The 13,884-nt window shown below is 60.9% G+C and carries 13 protein-coding genes; 9 read left to right on the top strand and 4 right to left on the bottom strand.

The annotated features are described in order from the left end of the window. The first annotated feature begins 22 nt into the window (after window positions 1-22). From leuS to holA, 3 genes are read left to right on the top strand one after another with little or no spacing between them, the layout of a single operon-like run. A complete protein-coding gene (gene leuS, locus ACR0DJ_RS18255; protein WP_480685933.1) occupies window positions 23-2,560 on the top strand; it encodes a leucine--tRNA ligase in 2,538 nt (845 codons plus the stop codon). Continuing rightward, window positions 2,547-3,038 carry an LPS assembly lipoprotein LptE gene (gene lptE, locus ACR0DJ_RS18250; RefSeq protein WP_480685932.1) on the top strand — a complete coding sequence of 164 codons (492 nt, stop codon included), beginning with the start codon at window positions 2,547-2,549 and terminating at the stop codon, window positions 3,036-3,038. Before leuS ends, lptE begins: the two co-directional genes overlap by 14 nt. Then, the gene (gene holA, locus ACR0DJ_RS18245) at window positions 3,035-4,063 is read left to right on the top strand and encodes a DNA polymerase III subunit delta (RefSeq protein ID WP_152459268.1); all 1,029 of its coding nucleotides are present in this window, start codon (window positions 3,035-3,037) and stop codon (window positions 4,061-4,063) included. The genes lptE and holA overlap by 4 nt, the downstream gene beginning before the upstream one ends. Window position 4,064: 1 nt before the next feature. Here holA and ACR0DJ_RS18240 read toward each other — a convergent pair whose 3' ends face one another. Further along, entirely contained in the window at window positions 4,065-5,249 is a 1,185-nt protein-coding gene (locus tag ACR0DJ_RS18240) for a TIGR03862 family flavoprotein (RefSeq protein ID WP_480685931.1), read from the bottom strand. A gap of 48 nt (window positions 5,250-5,297) precedes the next feature. On the opposite strand from ACR0DJ_RS18240, the gene ACR0DJ_RS18235 reads away from it, so the two are divergent. After that, on the top strand, window positions 5,298-5,594 hold the full coding sequence (locus ACR0DJ_RS18235) for an HNH endonuclease (RefSeq protein WP_117872024.1): 297 nt from the start codon (window positions 5,298-5,300) through the stop codon (window positions 5,592-5,594). Here ACR0DJ_RS18235 and ACR0DJ_RS18230 read toward each other — a convergent pair whose 3' ends face one another. The 3 genes from ACR0DJ_RS18230 to ACR0DJ_RS18220 are packed head-to-tail and all read right to left on the bottom strand — an operon-like array spanning window position 5,595 to window position 7,677. Beyond that, a complete protein-coding gene (locus tag ACR0DJ_RS18230) occupies window positions 5,595-6,332 on the bottom strand; it encodes a VOC family protein (RefSeq protein WP_480685930.1) in 738 nt (245 codons plus the stop codon). It abuts the gene before it with no gap. Continuing rightward, on the bottom strand, window positions 6,329-6,937 hold the full coding sequence (locus tag ACR0DJ_RS18225) for an enoyl-CoA hydratase/isomerase family protein (protein ID WP_170345584.1): 609 nt from the start codon (window positions 6,935-6,937) through the stop codon (window positions 6,329-6,331). Before ACR0DJ_RS18225 ends, ACR0DJ_RS18230 begins: the two co-directional genes overlap by 4 nt. Continuing rightward, window positions 6,934-7,677: an SDR family oxidoreductase gene (locus tag ACR0DJ_RS18220; RefSeq protein WP_480685929.1), complete on the bottom strand. Its 744-nt coding sequence runs from the start codon at window positions 7,675-7,677 to the stop codon at window positions 6,934-6,936. The genes ACR0DJ_RS18225 and ACR0DJ_RS18220 overlap by 4 nt, the downstream gene beginning before the upstream one ends. Before the next feature lie 107 nt (window positions 7,678-7,784). Between ACR0DJ_RS18220 and ACR0DJ_RS18215 the strand changes: the two genes are divergently transcribed. The 5 genes from ACR0DJ_RS18215 to lpxK all read left to right on the top strand — a co-directional run bounded on the left by ACR0DJ_RS18215 (window position 7,785) and on the right by lpxK (window position 13,861). After that, window positions 7,785-9,332, top strand: a complete 1,548-nt coding sequence (locus tag ACR0DJ_RS18215) for a DUF2125 domain-containing protein (protein WP_480686308.1) — start codon at window positions 7,785-7,787, stop codon at window positions 9,330-9,332. Window positions 9,333-9,504: 172 nt separating this feature from the next. Beyond that, window positions 9,505-10,851, top strand: coding sequence for a TldD/PmbA family protein (locus tag ACR0DJ_RS18210; RefSeq protein ID WP_480685927.1), 1,347 nt, complete (start codon window positions 9,505-9,507; stop codon window positions 10,849-10,851). Beyond that, the gene (locus tag ACR0DJ_RS18205) at window positions 10,838-11,638 is read left to right on the top strand and encodes an inositol monophosphatase family protein (RefSeq protein ID WP_425080111.1); all 801 of its coding nucleotides are present in this window, start codon (window positions 10,838-10,840) and stop codon (window positions 11,636-11,638) included. The genes ACR0DJ_RS18210 and ACR0DJ_RS18205 overlap by 14 nt, the downstream gene beginning before the upstream one ends. Continuing rightward, on the top strand, window positions 11,635-12,873 hold the full coding sequence (locus ACR0DJ_RS18200) for a 3-deoxy-D-manno-octulosonic acid transferase (protein WP_425080112.1): 1,239 nt from the start codon (window positions 11,635-11,637) through the stop codon (window positions 12,871-12,873). Before ACR0DJ_RS18205 ends, ACR0DJ_RS18200 begins: the two co-directional genes overlap by 4 nt. Continuing rightward, the gene (gene lpxK / locus ACR0DJ_RS18195) at window positions 12,860-13,861 is read left to right on the top strand and encodes a tetraacyldisaccharide 4'-kinase (protein ID WP_425080113.1); all 1,002 of its coding nucleotides are present in this window, start codon (window positions 12,860-12,862) and stop codon (window positions 13,859-13,861) included. The genes ACR0DJ_RS18200 and lpxK overlap by 14 nt, the downstream gene beginning before the upstream one ends. Window positions 13,862-13,884 lie beyond the last annotated feature (23 nt).

Below are 13,884 nucleotides of genomic sequence, written 5' to 3'. Positions count from 1 at the left end.
TTCATTCACGAAGGACCGCACAATGTCGCGCTATTCGGCCACCGAAATCGAAGCAAAATGGCAAGAGGCCTGGGACAAGGCCGGGATCTTCACCGCCAAACGGACGGCGGACAAGCCGAAATACTATGTGCTTGAGATGTTCCCCTACCCGTCGGGGCGAATCCATATGGGGCATGTGCGCAACTATACGATGGGCGACGTCATCGCGCGGCACAAGCTGGCCACCGGGCACAATGTTCTGCACCCAATGGGCTGGGACGCGTTCGGGATGCCGGCGGAAAACGCTGCCATGGCGATTGGCGGCCACCCCAAGGAATGGACTTACGGCAATATCGCCGACATGCGCGCCCAGATGAAGCCGCTGGGCCTGTCGATCGACTGGTCCCGTGAATTCGCCACATGTGACCCGGAATATTATGGCCAGCAGCAGGCGCTGTTCCTCGACATGCTCGAGGCCGGGCTGGTCTATCGCAAGAATGCCGTGGTGAACTGGGATCCGGTCGACATGACCGTTCTGGCCAATGAACAGGTGGAAAACGGGCGCGGATGGCGCTCGGGCGCGCTGGTGGAACGGCGCGAGCTGACGCAGTGGTTCTTCAAGATCTCGGATTTCGCCGAAGAGCTGCTCGAGGCGCTGGATACGCTCGAGAACTGGCCCGCCAAGGTGCGGCTGATGCAGGAAAACTGGATCGGCAAGTCGCGCGGCCTGCAATTCGGGTTCGAGCGCACCGATGGTGGGGAACCGATAACTGTCTACACGACGCGGCCCGACACGCTGCTGGGTGCGTCCTTCGTGGGGATCTCGCCCGATCACCCGATCGCCAAACAGCTTGAGGCAGAAAACCCGGACGTCGCTGAATTCGTTGCGGAATGCCGCAAGGGCGGCACCACGGAAGAGGCCATCGAAACTGGCGAGAAGCTGGGTTTCGACACCGGCATCCGCGTCAAGCACCCGCTGGACCCGAACTGGGAACTGCCGGTCTGGATCGCCAATTTCATCCTGATGGACTATGGCACCGGCGCGATTTTTGCCTGCCCGGCCCATGACCAGCGCGACCTTGATTTCTGCCGCAAATACGACCTGCCGGTGATCGATACGTTCTTTGCGCTGGACGACGACACGCCGGTCGACAAGATCGCCTTTGTCCCGCCAAAGACCGAGAAAGTCCGTTGGGTGAACCATTTCGCGGGCCTGACCGAAGCAACCGGCGAAGAGGCGATCAACACCACCATCGATTTCGCCGAAAAAGCCGGTTGGGGCGAAGGGGTCACGAAATATCGCCTGCGCGACTGGGGCCTCAGCCGCCAGCGCTATTGGGGCTGCCCGATTCCAGTCGTTCACTGCGAAAGCTGTGGTGTGGTCCCTGAAAAGAAAGAGAACCTTCCGGTTCGCCTGCCCGATGATGTCACCTTCGACAAACCGGGCAACCCGCTGGACCGCCACCCGACCTGGCGCGACTGCGCCTGCCCGAATTGTGGTGCCCCTGCCAAACGCGAGACCGACACGATGGACACATTCGTGGATTCGTCATGGTATTTCGCCCGATTCACCGCTCCGCGCGCGGAAACACCCACCGATCTGGCCGAGGCGGAATACTGGATGAATGTCGACCAGTATATCGGCGGGATCGAACACGCGATTCTGCACCTGCTGTATTCGCGGTTCTTCGGCCGCGCGATGAACATCACCGGGCATTTGCCGGACAAAGCCATCGAACCCTTCGACGCGCTGTTCACCCAAGGCATGGTGACGCACGAGATCTACCAGACCCGCGATGTCAACGGTCGTCCGGTCTATCACCTGCCCGAGGAGGTCACGGACGGAAAACTGGCCGACGGCACAGAGGTCGAGATCATCCCATCGGCCAAAATGTCAAAGTCCAAGAAGAACGTTGTCGACCCGGTCAGCATCATCTCGGCCTTCGGCGCCGACACAGCCCGCTGGTTCGTGCTGTCCGATTCGCCGCCCGAACGGGACGTGGAATGGACGGCTGCGGGGGCCGAGGCCGCGTACAAGCATCTCAACCGTGTCTGGACTCTCTGCGACAAGATCGGTGCCATGGACCCGAACGCCACGGGCGAAGGCGATGAGGAGCTGCTGCGCGAGATGCACAAAACCATCCGCGATGTGACCTTGGGTGTTGAAAGCTTTGGCTTCAACGCGGCCATCGCCAAGCTTTATGCCTTCACCAACACTCTGGCGAAATCCAAGGCGGGTGCTGCGGCCCAAAAGCAGGCAATCAAAACGCTGGCACAGCTGATGTCGCCGATGACACCGCATCTGGCGGAAGATATTTGGGCCCATCAGGGCGGCGAAGGCCTTGTGGCCGTTGCGCCATGGCCCGTCGCCGACGAGGCGATGCTGGTTGATGACACCGTCACCTTGCCGATCCAGATCAACGGCAAGCGTCGTGCGGAAATCAGCGTGGCCAAGGATCTGGACAAAGCCGAGGTTGAAAAAATTGCGCTCAGCACCGAAGCTGTTCAAAAGGCGCTGGAAGGGAATGCGCCGAAGAAAGTGATCGTCGTTCCAGGCCGGATTGTGAATGTTGTCGTTTGATCGCAGAACGTTTTTGCTGATGCCGCTGGCGCTGGCCGCCTGCGGCTTTGAGCCCGTCTATGCACCTGACGGATCGGGTTCGGCCTTGTATGGCCGCGTCGAGGTGTCGGCGCCCAACACCGTGGAAAGCTATTTGTTGGTCCAAAATCTGGAACAGCAACTGGGGCGAAGCGCCGGGTCGGTCAACGATTACAAGCTGGACGTTCAGGTTTCGACCGTAACGCGTGGCGCAGCAATCACCACCACTAACGAAACGCAACGCTACACCATCGACGGACGCGCGCAATACACGCTGCGGTCCAACGCAACCGGTCAGATCATCGCCTCGGGCTCGGTGGCGGATTTCGTGTCATACTCTGCCGCAGGATCGACCGTTTCCACCTTGGCGGACGAGCGCGATGCCAAGAGACGGCTGATGATGATTCTGTCGGGTCAGATCATGAACCGACTTTACGCCACACCGGATCTGGCCGCATGAAGCTGAGCCCGCGCGAGGCTGAGGGGTATTTTGCCAAGCCGGACGCGGACAAGACCGGGCTGCTGATCTATGGCGCGGATGCGATGCGGGTTGCGCTCAAGCGGCAACAGGTGCTGGCCGCTCTGCTTGGCCCCCAAGCCGAAGAAGAAATGCGCCTGACCCGCATGCCCGGTGGCGATCTGCGTGGTGATCCCGCCCTGCTGCTGGACGCGGTCAAGGCGGTCGGCTTCTTTCCCGGTCCACGTGCCGTTTTCGTGGAAGACGCAACCGAAACCGCGGCGTCGGCAATTCTGGCCGCGCTCGAAGATTGGGCCCCCGGAGACGCCCAGATCATCGTGACCGCGGGGCAATTGAAACCCAGCTCGAAAATCCGCAAGGCGTTCGAAGGCCACCCTGCCGCCTATGCCGTCGGCATTTATGACGACCCGCCCTCACGCGCCGAAGTGGAACGGGTTCTTGCCGAGTCGGGTATGAAAAACGTGCCCCGAGATGTCATGTCTGCAATCAGCGAATTGGCAGTAAGCCTCAGCCCCGGTGATTTCGCCCAAACGATTGAAAAACTGTCTCTTTACAAACGCGGTGACAGCACTGATTTGACAATCGAAGATATCGAGGCCTGCGCCCCGCGCTCGACCGAGGCGGCGCTGGATGATGTTCTCAACGTCGTGGCCGAAGGCCGCGCCGGTGAGATCGGGCCGCTGATCCGGAGGTTGCAGGCGCAGGGCACCAATGGCGTGACTCTGTGCATCGGAGCGATGCGGCATTTTCGGACACTCTATGCCTGCGCTTCTGATCCCGGTGGTGCTGCGCAGGGCATCGGCAAGCTGCGTCCGCCGGTTTACGGCAAACGGCGTGACCGTATCCTGCGGCAGGCACAAGGTTGGGGTGCGGCCAAGCTGCAAACCGCGCTGACGGTTCTGACGGATACGGATTTGGCGCTGCGCTCTGCCGGGCAGACAGCCCCTGCCATGGCGCTGGTGGAACGCGCGATGATCCGTTTGGCGATGTTGGCGCGATCCCGCTAACTCACTTGGCCGTTTCAAGCCAATCTGCGGCGGCCTGACCGGCCCAGCGCCCGGTCGCCAGGCAAGCCGTGAGCAGATATCCCCCGGTTGGGGCCTCCCAATCCAGCATTTCACCGGCGCAGAACACACCCGGCAGGGCCGTCAGCATCAGCCCGTCATCCAGCGCTGTCCGTTTCACACCACCTGCGGTCGAAATGGCTTCGTCCATCGGGCGAAGTCCGGCATGCCGGATTGGCAGCTTTTTCAACATGCTCACTTGCACGGATTGAGAGTGGTCGCCGTGTTTGGCCATTTCATGAAACAGGGCGATTTTCTGAGCGGACAGGTTCAGCGACTTTCTCATCCACTGGGACAGCGTTGTTTTCGACCGTTTCGCAGAAAACCGCGCCAGCAGAGCCTGTTGGTCCAGATCAGGCTTCAGATCAGCAAACAATGGCTGCCCCGCGCGCAAGGCCGGTGTCAGCGAATACAGCCCGCCGCCTTCCAGACCGGTTCTGGAAATCGCTGCCTCTCCTCGGCTCTCCAGGTCACCTGCCATCCATCGGACCGATTTCAATGCGGCCCCGAAATGAGGCTGCATATGTGGGCTCCAATCAACGGAAATGGCTGAGTTTGCAGGCTCGAACGGAGCCAGCGCCACGCCTTTTCCGGCCAATATCTGCGCCCAGTGACCGTCCGAGCCAAGGCGGGCCCAGCTTGCACCGCCCAGTGCCAGCACGGTGACATCCGGCGAAACACGGCGCCGCCCGTCCGGGGTGTCAAACACCGGCGCATCACCATCCCAGCCAGCCCAACGCCAGCGGGTCCTGACCTCGACCCCGGCCTTGCCCAACCGTGCCAGCCAGGCCCGCAACAAGGGTGAGGCCTTCATGGATTCAGGAAATACACGCCCCGTCGAGCCGACAAACAGCGTCTGCCCCAACCCGCGCGCCCAGTGCTGCACCGCCTCGGCATCAAAGTCAGTCATGATCGGGCGCAACCAATCCGCCGCTTCACCATAGGCGCGGATCAGGTCATCAAGCGGCTCGTCCTTGGTCAGGTTCAGCCCCGATTTCCCGGCCATCAGAAACTTGCGCGCGACCGAAGGTTTGGCCTCGGCCACCAACACGGAATGCCCGGCTGCGACCAGCTGTTCGGCCGCCATCAACCCGGCGGGGCCTGCTCCGATCACCATTGCCTGCGCCATTCGCACCCTCTTGCCTTCGCCCGTCACAGGCGCAAGTTTCACATCATCATGACGAACAGCGATCCGATCTGCCCGCTTTGCGGCCGCCCGATCCCCGACGGGGGTGGCAGCCTGCATCATCTGATCCCAAAACTCAAAGGAGGCAAGGGCGGACCGACCGTTCTGCTGCATCAGATCTGTCACAAAGAGGTGCACGCCACCCTGACCGAAGCCGAACTGGCACGCAGTTTCAACACGGTCGAGGCCCTGCGTGCGCATCCAAGGCTCGAGAAATTTCTGATCTGGGTCCGCAAACGCCCACCCGGGTTTCGTTCGAAAGTTCCGGGCAAGCGGCGCGGGCGGTGATCAGCCCGGCAGGATCGGGTCGCCGAAAGTATCTGTCAGGGGCTCGGACAGGCCTTCGATCTCGATACCCTGAAAGTCCGGTACATGCGCGAATTGTGCGCCCGCAACATGCTGGAATTCCAACGTCGTATAGGCGCGTTTCCACAGCCATTCGCGGTTTTCAACAGCCCAAAGATCAGGATTGGGAGGGGTTTCGTCCTTAAAGGCATAGAAATGCAGGTCAAAGCCACAAGGGGCGACCTCCTGCATCGACAACAACGACATGCCCCGGGCGCGCCAGAACGCGTCTTCGGCGGCAATATCGCCGGTTCGAAGGGTAATCTGACCGATCCGAGCCCGCGCGAAGGGCGCGTCGGGGTCCGCCGCATGCGGCGGTCGGTTGCCTTCGAAATCATGTTGCAGCAGCTCGATGACGAACCCTTCGGGATCCGCAAGATGGCACATGTAGCCGATGTCCAGAAACTGGTTCGGCATGCTCACTGGAACGTCAAACCTGCGCAGATGAGCCGCAGCAAGATCGACATCCGGTACAGTGATTCCTATCTTCCAGTACCGCTGCCCCCTGTCATGGGTGTATCCTCCTCCACCCGGCAGCAGCAAAATGTCTGCGTCTGCGCCGTCATAGCCGACACGGCGACCGGTTTCTGCTTGGCCAACATACATGCCCAGAACGTCGCGATAAAACGCGACCAGCCGATCCGGGTCAGCGACCCGCAGGCGCAGTGCAGACAGCCTCATGAACACAACCTTGCGATTCCCGCTGCGATCTCGGGGTCGGCATTCACGCTGTCGGCCACCAGATCGCGTGCGGTTTGCATCAGGTGATCGGGATCGACAATCCGGTCGACCAGACCAAATTCATACGCTTCCTGCGCGGTGATTTTCTGACCGGCCATGAGAATCAACTTGGCCCTGGCCGGTCCGACCAGAGCCGCCAGCCGCGCGGGGTCGGACGGTTGCGGCAGAAACCCCAGCTTCATCACCGGATAGAAGAACTTGGCCGATGGCACGGCAATGCGCAGATCACAGGCCAGCGCCATACCATTGGCCCCACCGGCCAGGGTGCCATTCAGTGCGGCGACGGTCAGACAGGGCAGCGCGGCAATGGCGCCAGACAGCCTTTCCCAGACATCCGATTTTGCCAGACCGGCGCGCGCCTCGTCCAGATCTGCCCCGGCACTGAACACTTTGCCCGCGCCGGTCAGGATCAACGCCTTCGCGCCTGTCGCGGATTCGGCAATCTCGGCCAGTTCCGCCAGCATGGCCCCCGTCAGGGCGTTTGCTTTGTCAGGGTTGTTGATCGTGACGGTCCACAGGCCGCCTTCTTTGGTCAAATCGATCATATCAGCCCGGCCCGTTTGCGAATGTCATCAAGCCGCAGCGAAATTTCGGTGCCCAGGAACTCATCTGCATCATCGGAACACATCCACAGCAGCGCCCGTGCGGGCCAGTCTGCCGGAATGTGGGCATCCCAGTCCAGTTGACTGACGGGATTGATGCCGCTGGCCTTGATCGACCGCTGCATATCGGTGGCCACCGTCCCCGGTGAAAGACCCATGGCGCGAATACCATTATGGGCTTCTTCCAGATGCAGACATTCCGTGAGCATCTTGGCCCCGGCCTTCGAAGCGCAATAATGGCTCCAGGCTTCGACCGGGTTCGACGCTGCACCGGACGAGATCGTCAGAATGCTCCCTCCTCCCGCAGCCCGCATTACCGGCAACGCCGCGCGCATCCCATAGAAAATGCCTTTCAGGTTGATGTCGATGGCCTTGCTCCACGCCTCGGTGTCAGCATTCGAGAGATGAAAGATCGGATCGATCACGCCGGCATTGCCGATCAGAACATCCAACCCACCGAACCGGTCCACGCATGTGGCCACGGCTTGTTCCACCTGCGCGAAATCGCTGACGTCACAGGCCAGTGCGATGGCCTGATCGCCCAATGAGGCCGCCAGGGCGTCAATCTGATCCTGGCTGCGGGCCACCAATGCGACATTGGCGCCGGCTGCGGCAAAAACGCGCCCTGCCTCGGCCCCAATTCCTCGGCTGGCCCCGGTTATGAGAACAGTTTTTCCCTGCATTTGCCCTTCCTCACGCATTGCAATCTCTGTCGGCTACAGCCGTAACGCGTAAACGGGGAAAGGGTCCAGCCCTTGCCCCCTTGACGATACCCGCCACAAACCCGACCATGCGCCACAAATTGATCAAGAAGGGTTACCTTATGTCCGTTTTCCTTCGCCGCAGCTGCGGCGCTGCCCTGGCTTATGCCGTTGCCACCCAAGGGGCGTTTGCAGACCTGTCGGCCAATGACGTCTGGTCCGATTGGCAGAGCTATTTCACTTCGATGGGTTACACCATCACAGGAGACGAAAGCACCTCGGGCGACGTCACCACGATTTCAAACATGACACTTTCAGTGGCCCTGCCCGAAGAGGAAGGGCAGTTTCGGATGGTCATGCCAGAAATGACACTGACCGAAAATGGTGACGGGACCGTTACCATTGACCTGCCGGAAAACTTTCCCATGGAAATCACCGGTCAGGCCGAAGACGAAAACTTCGCAGCCACTGTCACCTATTCCCACAGCCAACTGAACATGGTCGTTTCAGGCACACCGGACGACATGACCTATGACTACAAGGCTGACAATCTGGGGGTGAAACTGGATTCGATTGAGGTCGATGGTGAGGCTCTGCCCAATGATGTGTTTGGCATCAATGTCCAAGCAAGCGATCTGTCCGGCAGCTCGCGGATGCAGATCGGCGACAATCGGAACATCAGCCAGACGTTCAACGCAGCCACATTGTCCTATGATCTGAACTTTCAGGATCCTGAAAGCGGCGAAAACGGGTTGATCAACGGTCAACTGGATCAACTGGCATTTGAAGGCAAAAACGTGATCCCGCCGGATTTTGACTTTTCGGACCCAGAAGCCTTTTACAAGGCTGGTTTCTCGTTTGACGGCACCTTCACCTATGCCGCGGGCAGCACCGATCTGAGCGGAACCAGCGAAGGTCAGGCGTTCTCGATGAACAGCACGTCCGAAGGTGGGCGTTTTGCTGCCAGCATCGATGCAGATCGTATCGTCTATGACATTGACCAGAACAGCACGAAGATGGCCGTTACCACGGCGGGCCTGCCGTTCCCGATCGAACTTTCGATGGCCAAGGCTGGCCTGAACTTCGAATTCCCCATCCAGCAATCGGATGAAGTTCAACCTTTCGGCTTTGGGCTGAACCTGACCGATTTCACCATGTCGGACATCTTGTGGGGCATTTTCGATCCTGCGGGCGCACTGCCGCGTGACCCTGCGACGATTGCGTTGGATGCGACGGGTACAGCGAAAGTGCTGATGAACATATTCGATCCTGAAATCGACGTCGAATCCGACGAAGCGCCGGGGGAACTGCACTCGTTGAAGATCAACGAACTGCTGGTTTCGCTGGTTGGCGCCAAGCTGACCGGTGACGGAGATTTTGCTTTCGACAACACCAACACCGAAGAGTTTGATGGCCTGCCCAGCCCAAGCGGCGTGGCGAACCTTCAATTGGTTGGTGCCAACCAGTTGATCGACACCCTGATCGGCATGGGAATCATCTCGGACGAAGACGCGCTGGGCGCCCGCATGATGATGGGCCTGATGGCCGTCCCGGGCGAAGAACCGGACACACTGAACTCGAAGATCGAGTTCACCAAAGACGGTCAGATCCTGGCGAATGGTCAGCGTATCAAGTGACGATTAACGGAAAGGGCCGCGCAACATGCGGCCCTTTCTCCGTCCTGCCGACCCCTGCACAAACCTCTGAAACGGCACGGGTTCACCGCGATCCTCAACATACAATCCGGTCACAGGTCTTGCGAGACGGGCAGTCCAAGGCTAGGTCCTTGGCAACCAACCCGGAGGCCTCATGACCCGCACACCAGAAGAAATCAGCCAGCACTTGCTTGACGTGGCCCGCAAGGCGGGCGCGGACGCGGCGGATGCCATCGTTCTCGACGGATCCTCTGTTTCCGTCGAAGTGCGGGGCGGCGCGCTGGAACACGCCGAACGCTCGGAAGGCACTGATTTGGGATTGCGGGTGTTTCTGGGCAAACGGTCTGCCATTGTGTCCAGTTCCGACAGCCAGCCGGAAACCCTGCGCGCCATGGCGGAACGAGCGGTTGCGATGGCCAAGGAAGCCCCCGAAGATCCGTTTTCCGGGCTGGCTGACCCGGACCAGCTGGTCACAGACTGGAACACAGAGTCACTGGAATTGACAGACCCTGCCCCGGCCCCGTCTGCCGAAGCCCTGATGCAGGATGCTCTGAGGGCCGAGGCCGCAGCGCTGGCCGTTACCGGCGTTACCCAGGTGTCAGATGCGGCCGCAAGCTATGGAACCCACCATGTGCATCTGGCCGCGACAAACGGGTTCACCGGCGGATATGAACGCAGTAGCCGGTCGATATCCTGTGTTGCGATCTCGGGCGAAGGCACCGGGATGGAGCGAGACTATGACGGCGACAGCCGGACGTTCCAATCCGACCTGCGCAGCGCAGATGAGATCGGGCGCACAGCAGGCGAACGCGCCGTGCAACTGGTTGGTGCGCGCAAACCTGAAACGGGTCGCTTTCCCGTGCTCTTTGACGAACGAATCTCATCTTCGCTCATCGGCCACCTTCTGGCCGCCAGCAATGGTGCAGCAATCGCGCGGGGCGCATCCTGGCTCAAGGATTGTCTGGGGCAGGACGTTCTGCCCGCACACCTTTCTCTGATCGAAGACCCGCATCGGCCACGTATCTCGGGCTCGCGTCCTTTTGACGCCGAGGGTTTGCCGACACGACGCCGGGCAATCGTGGAAAACGGCATCCTGACCGGTTGGACGCTGGACCTGTCAAGCGGGCGAAAACTGGACATGGCGTCCACGGGTAACGCCACTCGTGGGGTCTCGGGCCCGCCATCGCCCAGCAACTGGAACCTGAGCCTGACACAAGGCGACCAAAGCCGCGCCGACCTGCTGCGCGAAATGGGGACCGGGTTGCTGGTCACGTCCATGATCGGATCGACGATCAACCCCAATACCGGTGACTATTCAAGGGGTGCATCGGGCTTCTGGGTCGAGAATGGCGAGATCACGCATCCGGTCAATGAATGCACCATCGCGGGCAATCTGCGGGACATGCTGCGCCGGATCGTCCCTGCGAACGATGCCCGCCCCTATCTGTCGCGCGTGGTTCCGTCGCTTCTGATCGAAGGAATGACACTTGCCGGCAACTGACCTGCCCCTGCTGATCGAAGCGGCACTGGAGGCCGGCAAGATCGCCACGCGCTATTCCGGCACGCAAGCACAGCGCTGGGACAAACCCGATGGCGCCGGGCCAGTGACCGAAGCGGATCTTGCTGTGAACACGATGCTGGAGGAACGGTTGTGTTCAGCACGGCCGGGCTATGGCTGGCTCAGCGAGGAATCCGAAGACTCACCCGACCGGCTGGACCGCAGCAACACTTTCATCATCGATCCGATCGACGGCACCCGAAGCTTTGCAGAAGGCGCGCGCACTTGGGCGCATTCCATGGCCGTCGCCGATAACGGCGTGGTGACGGCGGCGGTCATCTACCTGCCGATGCGGGATTTGCTGTACACGGCGGCACAGGGTCAGGGCGCGACTCTCAATGGCGAAACGATCACGACCTCGGACACCGCAGAGCTTTTGCAATCAGAAATTCTGGCCGCCAAGCCAAACCTTGACGCACGGCATTGGCGCCACGCGCAGGCACCAGAGTTCGAACGCGCCTACCGCCCGTCGCTTGCCTATCGCATGGCTTTGGTTGCGCAGGGGCGGTTCGATGGCATGCTGACCCTGCGCCCCAGTTGGGAATGGGATATTGCCGCAGGCGACCTGATCATTCGAGAGGCCGGCGGAATCTGTTCGGACCGTACGGGGCAACGGCTGATCTTCAACAATGCGCACCCCAGGCTGGACGGCGTGATCGCCGCCAGCGCCTCGATTCATCAGCAACTGTCCGCACTGCTGGACCCGGCCGGGCCGGGAATCGGAACATGAGCAAACCGCGCTCACTCAGCCTGGCCGCCTACAGGGTGTTGTCATGGGGGATGCGCAACCGGGTTGCGCCGCAATCCAACATGCCGCGCCCCGAAGGTGAGTTGCTGTGGATCCATGTTGCCACCCCGGATCGGCTGCGGGCTGTGACCGACTTCTGTCGTCGGCTGTCACAGGTCAGGGCCAAGTTGAATTTCCTGCTGACAGCACCCCCAAATGAGGATTTGTCCAACTGGCCGGACAGCAAGTTCCCCTTGATCAACCTGCCACAGGAACAGAGTGGAGCAGCCCGCGAGTTTATCGAATACTGGCGTCCGAACATGGGATTGTGGGTCGGTGGGGATCTGATGCCCAACATTGTCACGCGCGCTGACGAACAGGCGATCCCGCTGGTTCTGTTCGACGCTCAATTCAGCGTCACACTGTCCCGAAACGCCCGTTGGCTGCCGGACATCACACGGGTGACCTTTGACTGTTTCCGCAAGATTCTCACGCCATCCGCCGAGACGGCTCGACAGATCCGCCGTCTCGGTGTTCCATCTGGAAAAGTCGTGGAATCACCGCCTTTGCGGATCAGCCCCGACCCCCGGCCCTGGCCGGAAGACGAGCTTATCGAGACCACTCATACGCTTGCCGGGCGCCCGGTTTGGTTGGCGGCATGGGTTCAGGACAAGGAGTTTATCTCGGTCCTGACAGCCCACCGTCAGGCTCTGCGGATGCTGCATCGGCTGGTTCTGGTGCTGCACGTGGCAAACGAGCCGGAAGTCACGCCGCTGAGGCGGCGGCTGGAATCGATGGACCTGCGCTGCGTCAGCTGGGATGAAGGGGACATGATCGAAGATACCACTCAGGTCGTCCTGACATCGGACCCCGAAAACCTGGGCCTGTGGCATCGCATGGCAGCAGTGACATTCATGGGCAGCTCGCTGGAACGCGGCGCGGGCGGTCAGGACCCGTCCGAAGCAATCGCGCTGGGGTCTGCGATCATGTTCGGACCATATGTGCACCGCCATCAGGAATTCTATTCCAGCCTGCAACAGGTGAACGCCGCCAAAGAGGTAAAAACGGCAACCGAACTGGGCGACGCCGTTGTGCAGCTTCTGGCCCCGGATCAAGCTGCCGACATGGCGCTGGCGGGGTGGCAGTTGTTGACCGAAGGCGCACCACAGGCTGACGCCCTGATCGAATTGGTGCAGGATATTCTGGATCAGCGGAGTGCGGATCATGCGGGCACCTGATTTCTGGAACACGCCCCCGGACCAACCGGATCCGAGGGCGCGTCTGCTGGCACCGTTGGGGCGCCTATATGCAGCGGCAACCGCCCGAAGGATCGCCTCGGAATCCGGCGAAAAGCCGGGTGTGGCCGTGATCTGTATCGGCAACCTAAACGCTGGTGGAACCGGTAAAACACCAACGGTGATCTGGACTCTTGAACAGCTTAGGGGCGCATGGCACGAACCACATGTCGTCACGCGGGGGCACGGAGGCTCTTTGGAGGGGCCGGTGCAAGTTGATCCGGCCAAGCACACTGCTGCCGAAGTAGGGGACGAGCCGCTGCTTCTGGCGATGTTTGCCGAAGTCTGGGTTGCGAAGGACAGGGCGGCGGGCGCGCGGGCCGCCGCGGCTGCGGGTGCCACGGTAATCGTTCTGGATGACGGTTTTCAGAACCCCTCGGTGGCCAAGGATTTCTCGATCATTGTTGTCGATGCTCAACGCGGGTTCGGAAACGGCTTGTGCCTGCCTGCCGGTCCGCTGCGGGAACCGGTCGACATCGGGTTGAAACGGGCCGACCTTGTGTTGTCTCTGGGCGATGAGGCTGCACAACAGGCTTTCACCGGTCAGTGGGGCGACAAGTTGTCCGTTCCCCATGTCACCGGTGCAATCGAACCCCTGCAAACCGGCATGGACTGGACCGGGACACGCGCTTTGGCATTTGCCGGTATCGGCCACCCCGAGAAGTTCTTCAGAACCCTGCGGCAGCTGGGCGTAGACCTGGTCCGCGCCGAAGCCCTGGACGATCACCAGCCCCTGACTCAGGCCCTGATGACCCGACTGGAAAACGAGGCGCGCCAGCTGGGTGCTCAGATGATCACAACCGAAAAAGACGCCGTACGCCTGCCTCCGGCGTTTCGGAGCAAAGTGATCACTCTGCCGGTTCGTTTGCGAGTCGGTGAAACTGACAAGGTCCGCGACATGCTGCTGAACGCAGCACCTGCACCAAAATAGGTCCGGTCGGCCCAGACAGGGCC

This window comes from Ruegeria sp. BF10 (assembly GCF_056538725.1).
The sequence above is the reverse complement of the archived record's forward strand: the minus strand, read 5'-3'. Positions and strand labels throughout refer to the sequence as shown.

Bases quoted from the DNA above. Each gene is read 5' to 3' on its own strand.
- ACR0DJ_RS18200 (WP_425080112.1), top strand. From the start codon at position 11,635: ATGAGCAAACCGCGCTCACTCAGCCTGGCCGCCTACAGGGTGTTGTCA.
- ACR0DJ_RS18225 (WP_170345584.1), bottom strand. From the start codon at position 6,937: ATGATCGATTTGACCAAAGAAGGCGGCCTGTGGACCGTCACGATCAAC.
- lpxK (WP_425080113.1), top strand. From the start codon at position 12,860: ATGCGGGCACCTGATTTCTGGAACACGCCCCCGGACCAACCGGATCCG.
- lptE (WP_480685932.1), top strand. From the start codon at position 2,547: ATGTTGTCGTTTGATCGCAGAACGTTTTTGCTGATGCCGCTGGCGCTG.
- ACR0DJ_RS18210 (WP_480685927.1), top strand. From the start codon at position 9,505: ATGACCCGCACACCAGAAGAAATCAGCCAGCACTTGCTTGACGTGGCC.
- ACR0DJ_RS18235 (WP_117872024.1), top strand. From the start codon at position 5,298: ATGACGAACAGCGATCCGATCTGCCCGCTTTGCGGCCGCCCGATCCCC.
- ACR0DJ_RS18215 (WP_480686308.1), top strand. From the start codon at position 7,785: ATGCGCCACAAATTGATCAAGAAGGGTTACCTTATGTCCGTTTTCCTT.
- ACR0DJ_RS18230 (WP_480685930.1), bottom strand. From the start codon at position 6,332: ATGAGGCTGTCTGCACTGCGCCTGCGGGTCGCTGACCCGGATCGGCTG.
- leuS (WP_480685933.1), top strand. From the start codon at position 23: ATGTCGCGCTATTCGGCCACCGAAATCGAAGCAAAATGGCAAGAGGCC.
- ACR0DJ_RS18240 (WP_480685931.1), bottom strand. From the start codon at position 5,249: ATGGCGCAGGCAATGGTGATCGGAGCAGGCCCCGCCGGGTTGATGGCG.
- ACR0DJ_RS18220 (WP_480685929.1), bottom strand. From the start codon at position 7,677: ATGCAGGGAAAAACTGTTCTCATAACCGGGGCCAGCCGAGGAATTGGG.
- holA (WP_152459268.1), top strand. From the start codon at position 3,035: ATGAAGCTGAGCCCGCGCGAGGCTGAGGGGTATTTTGCCAAGCCGGAC.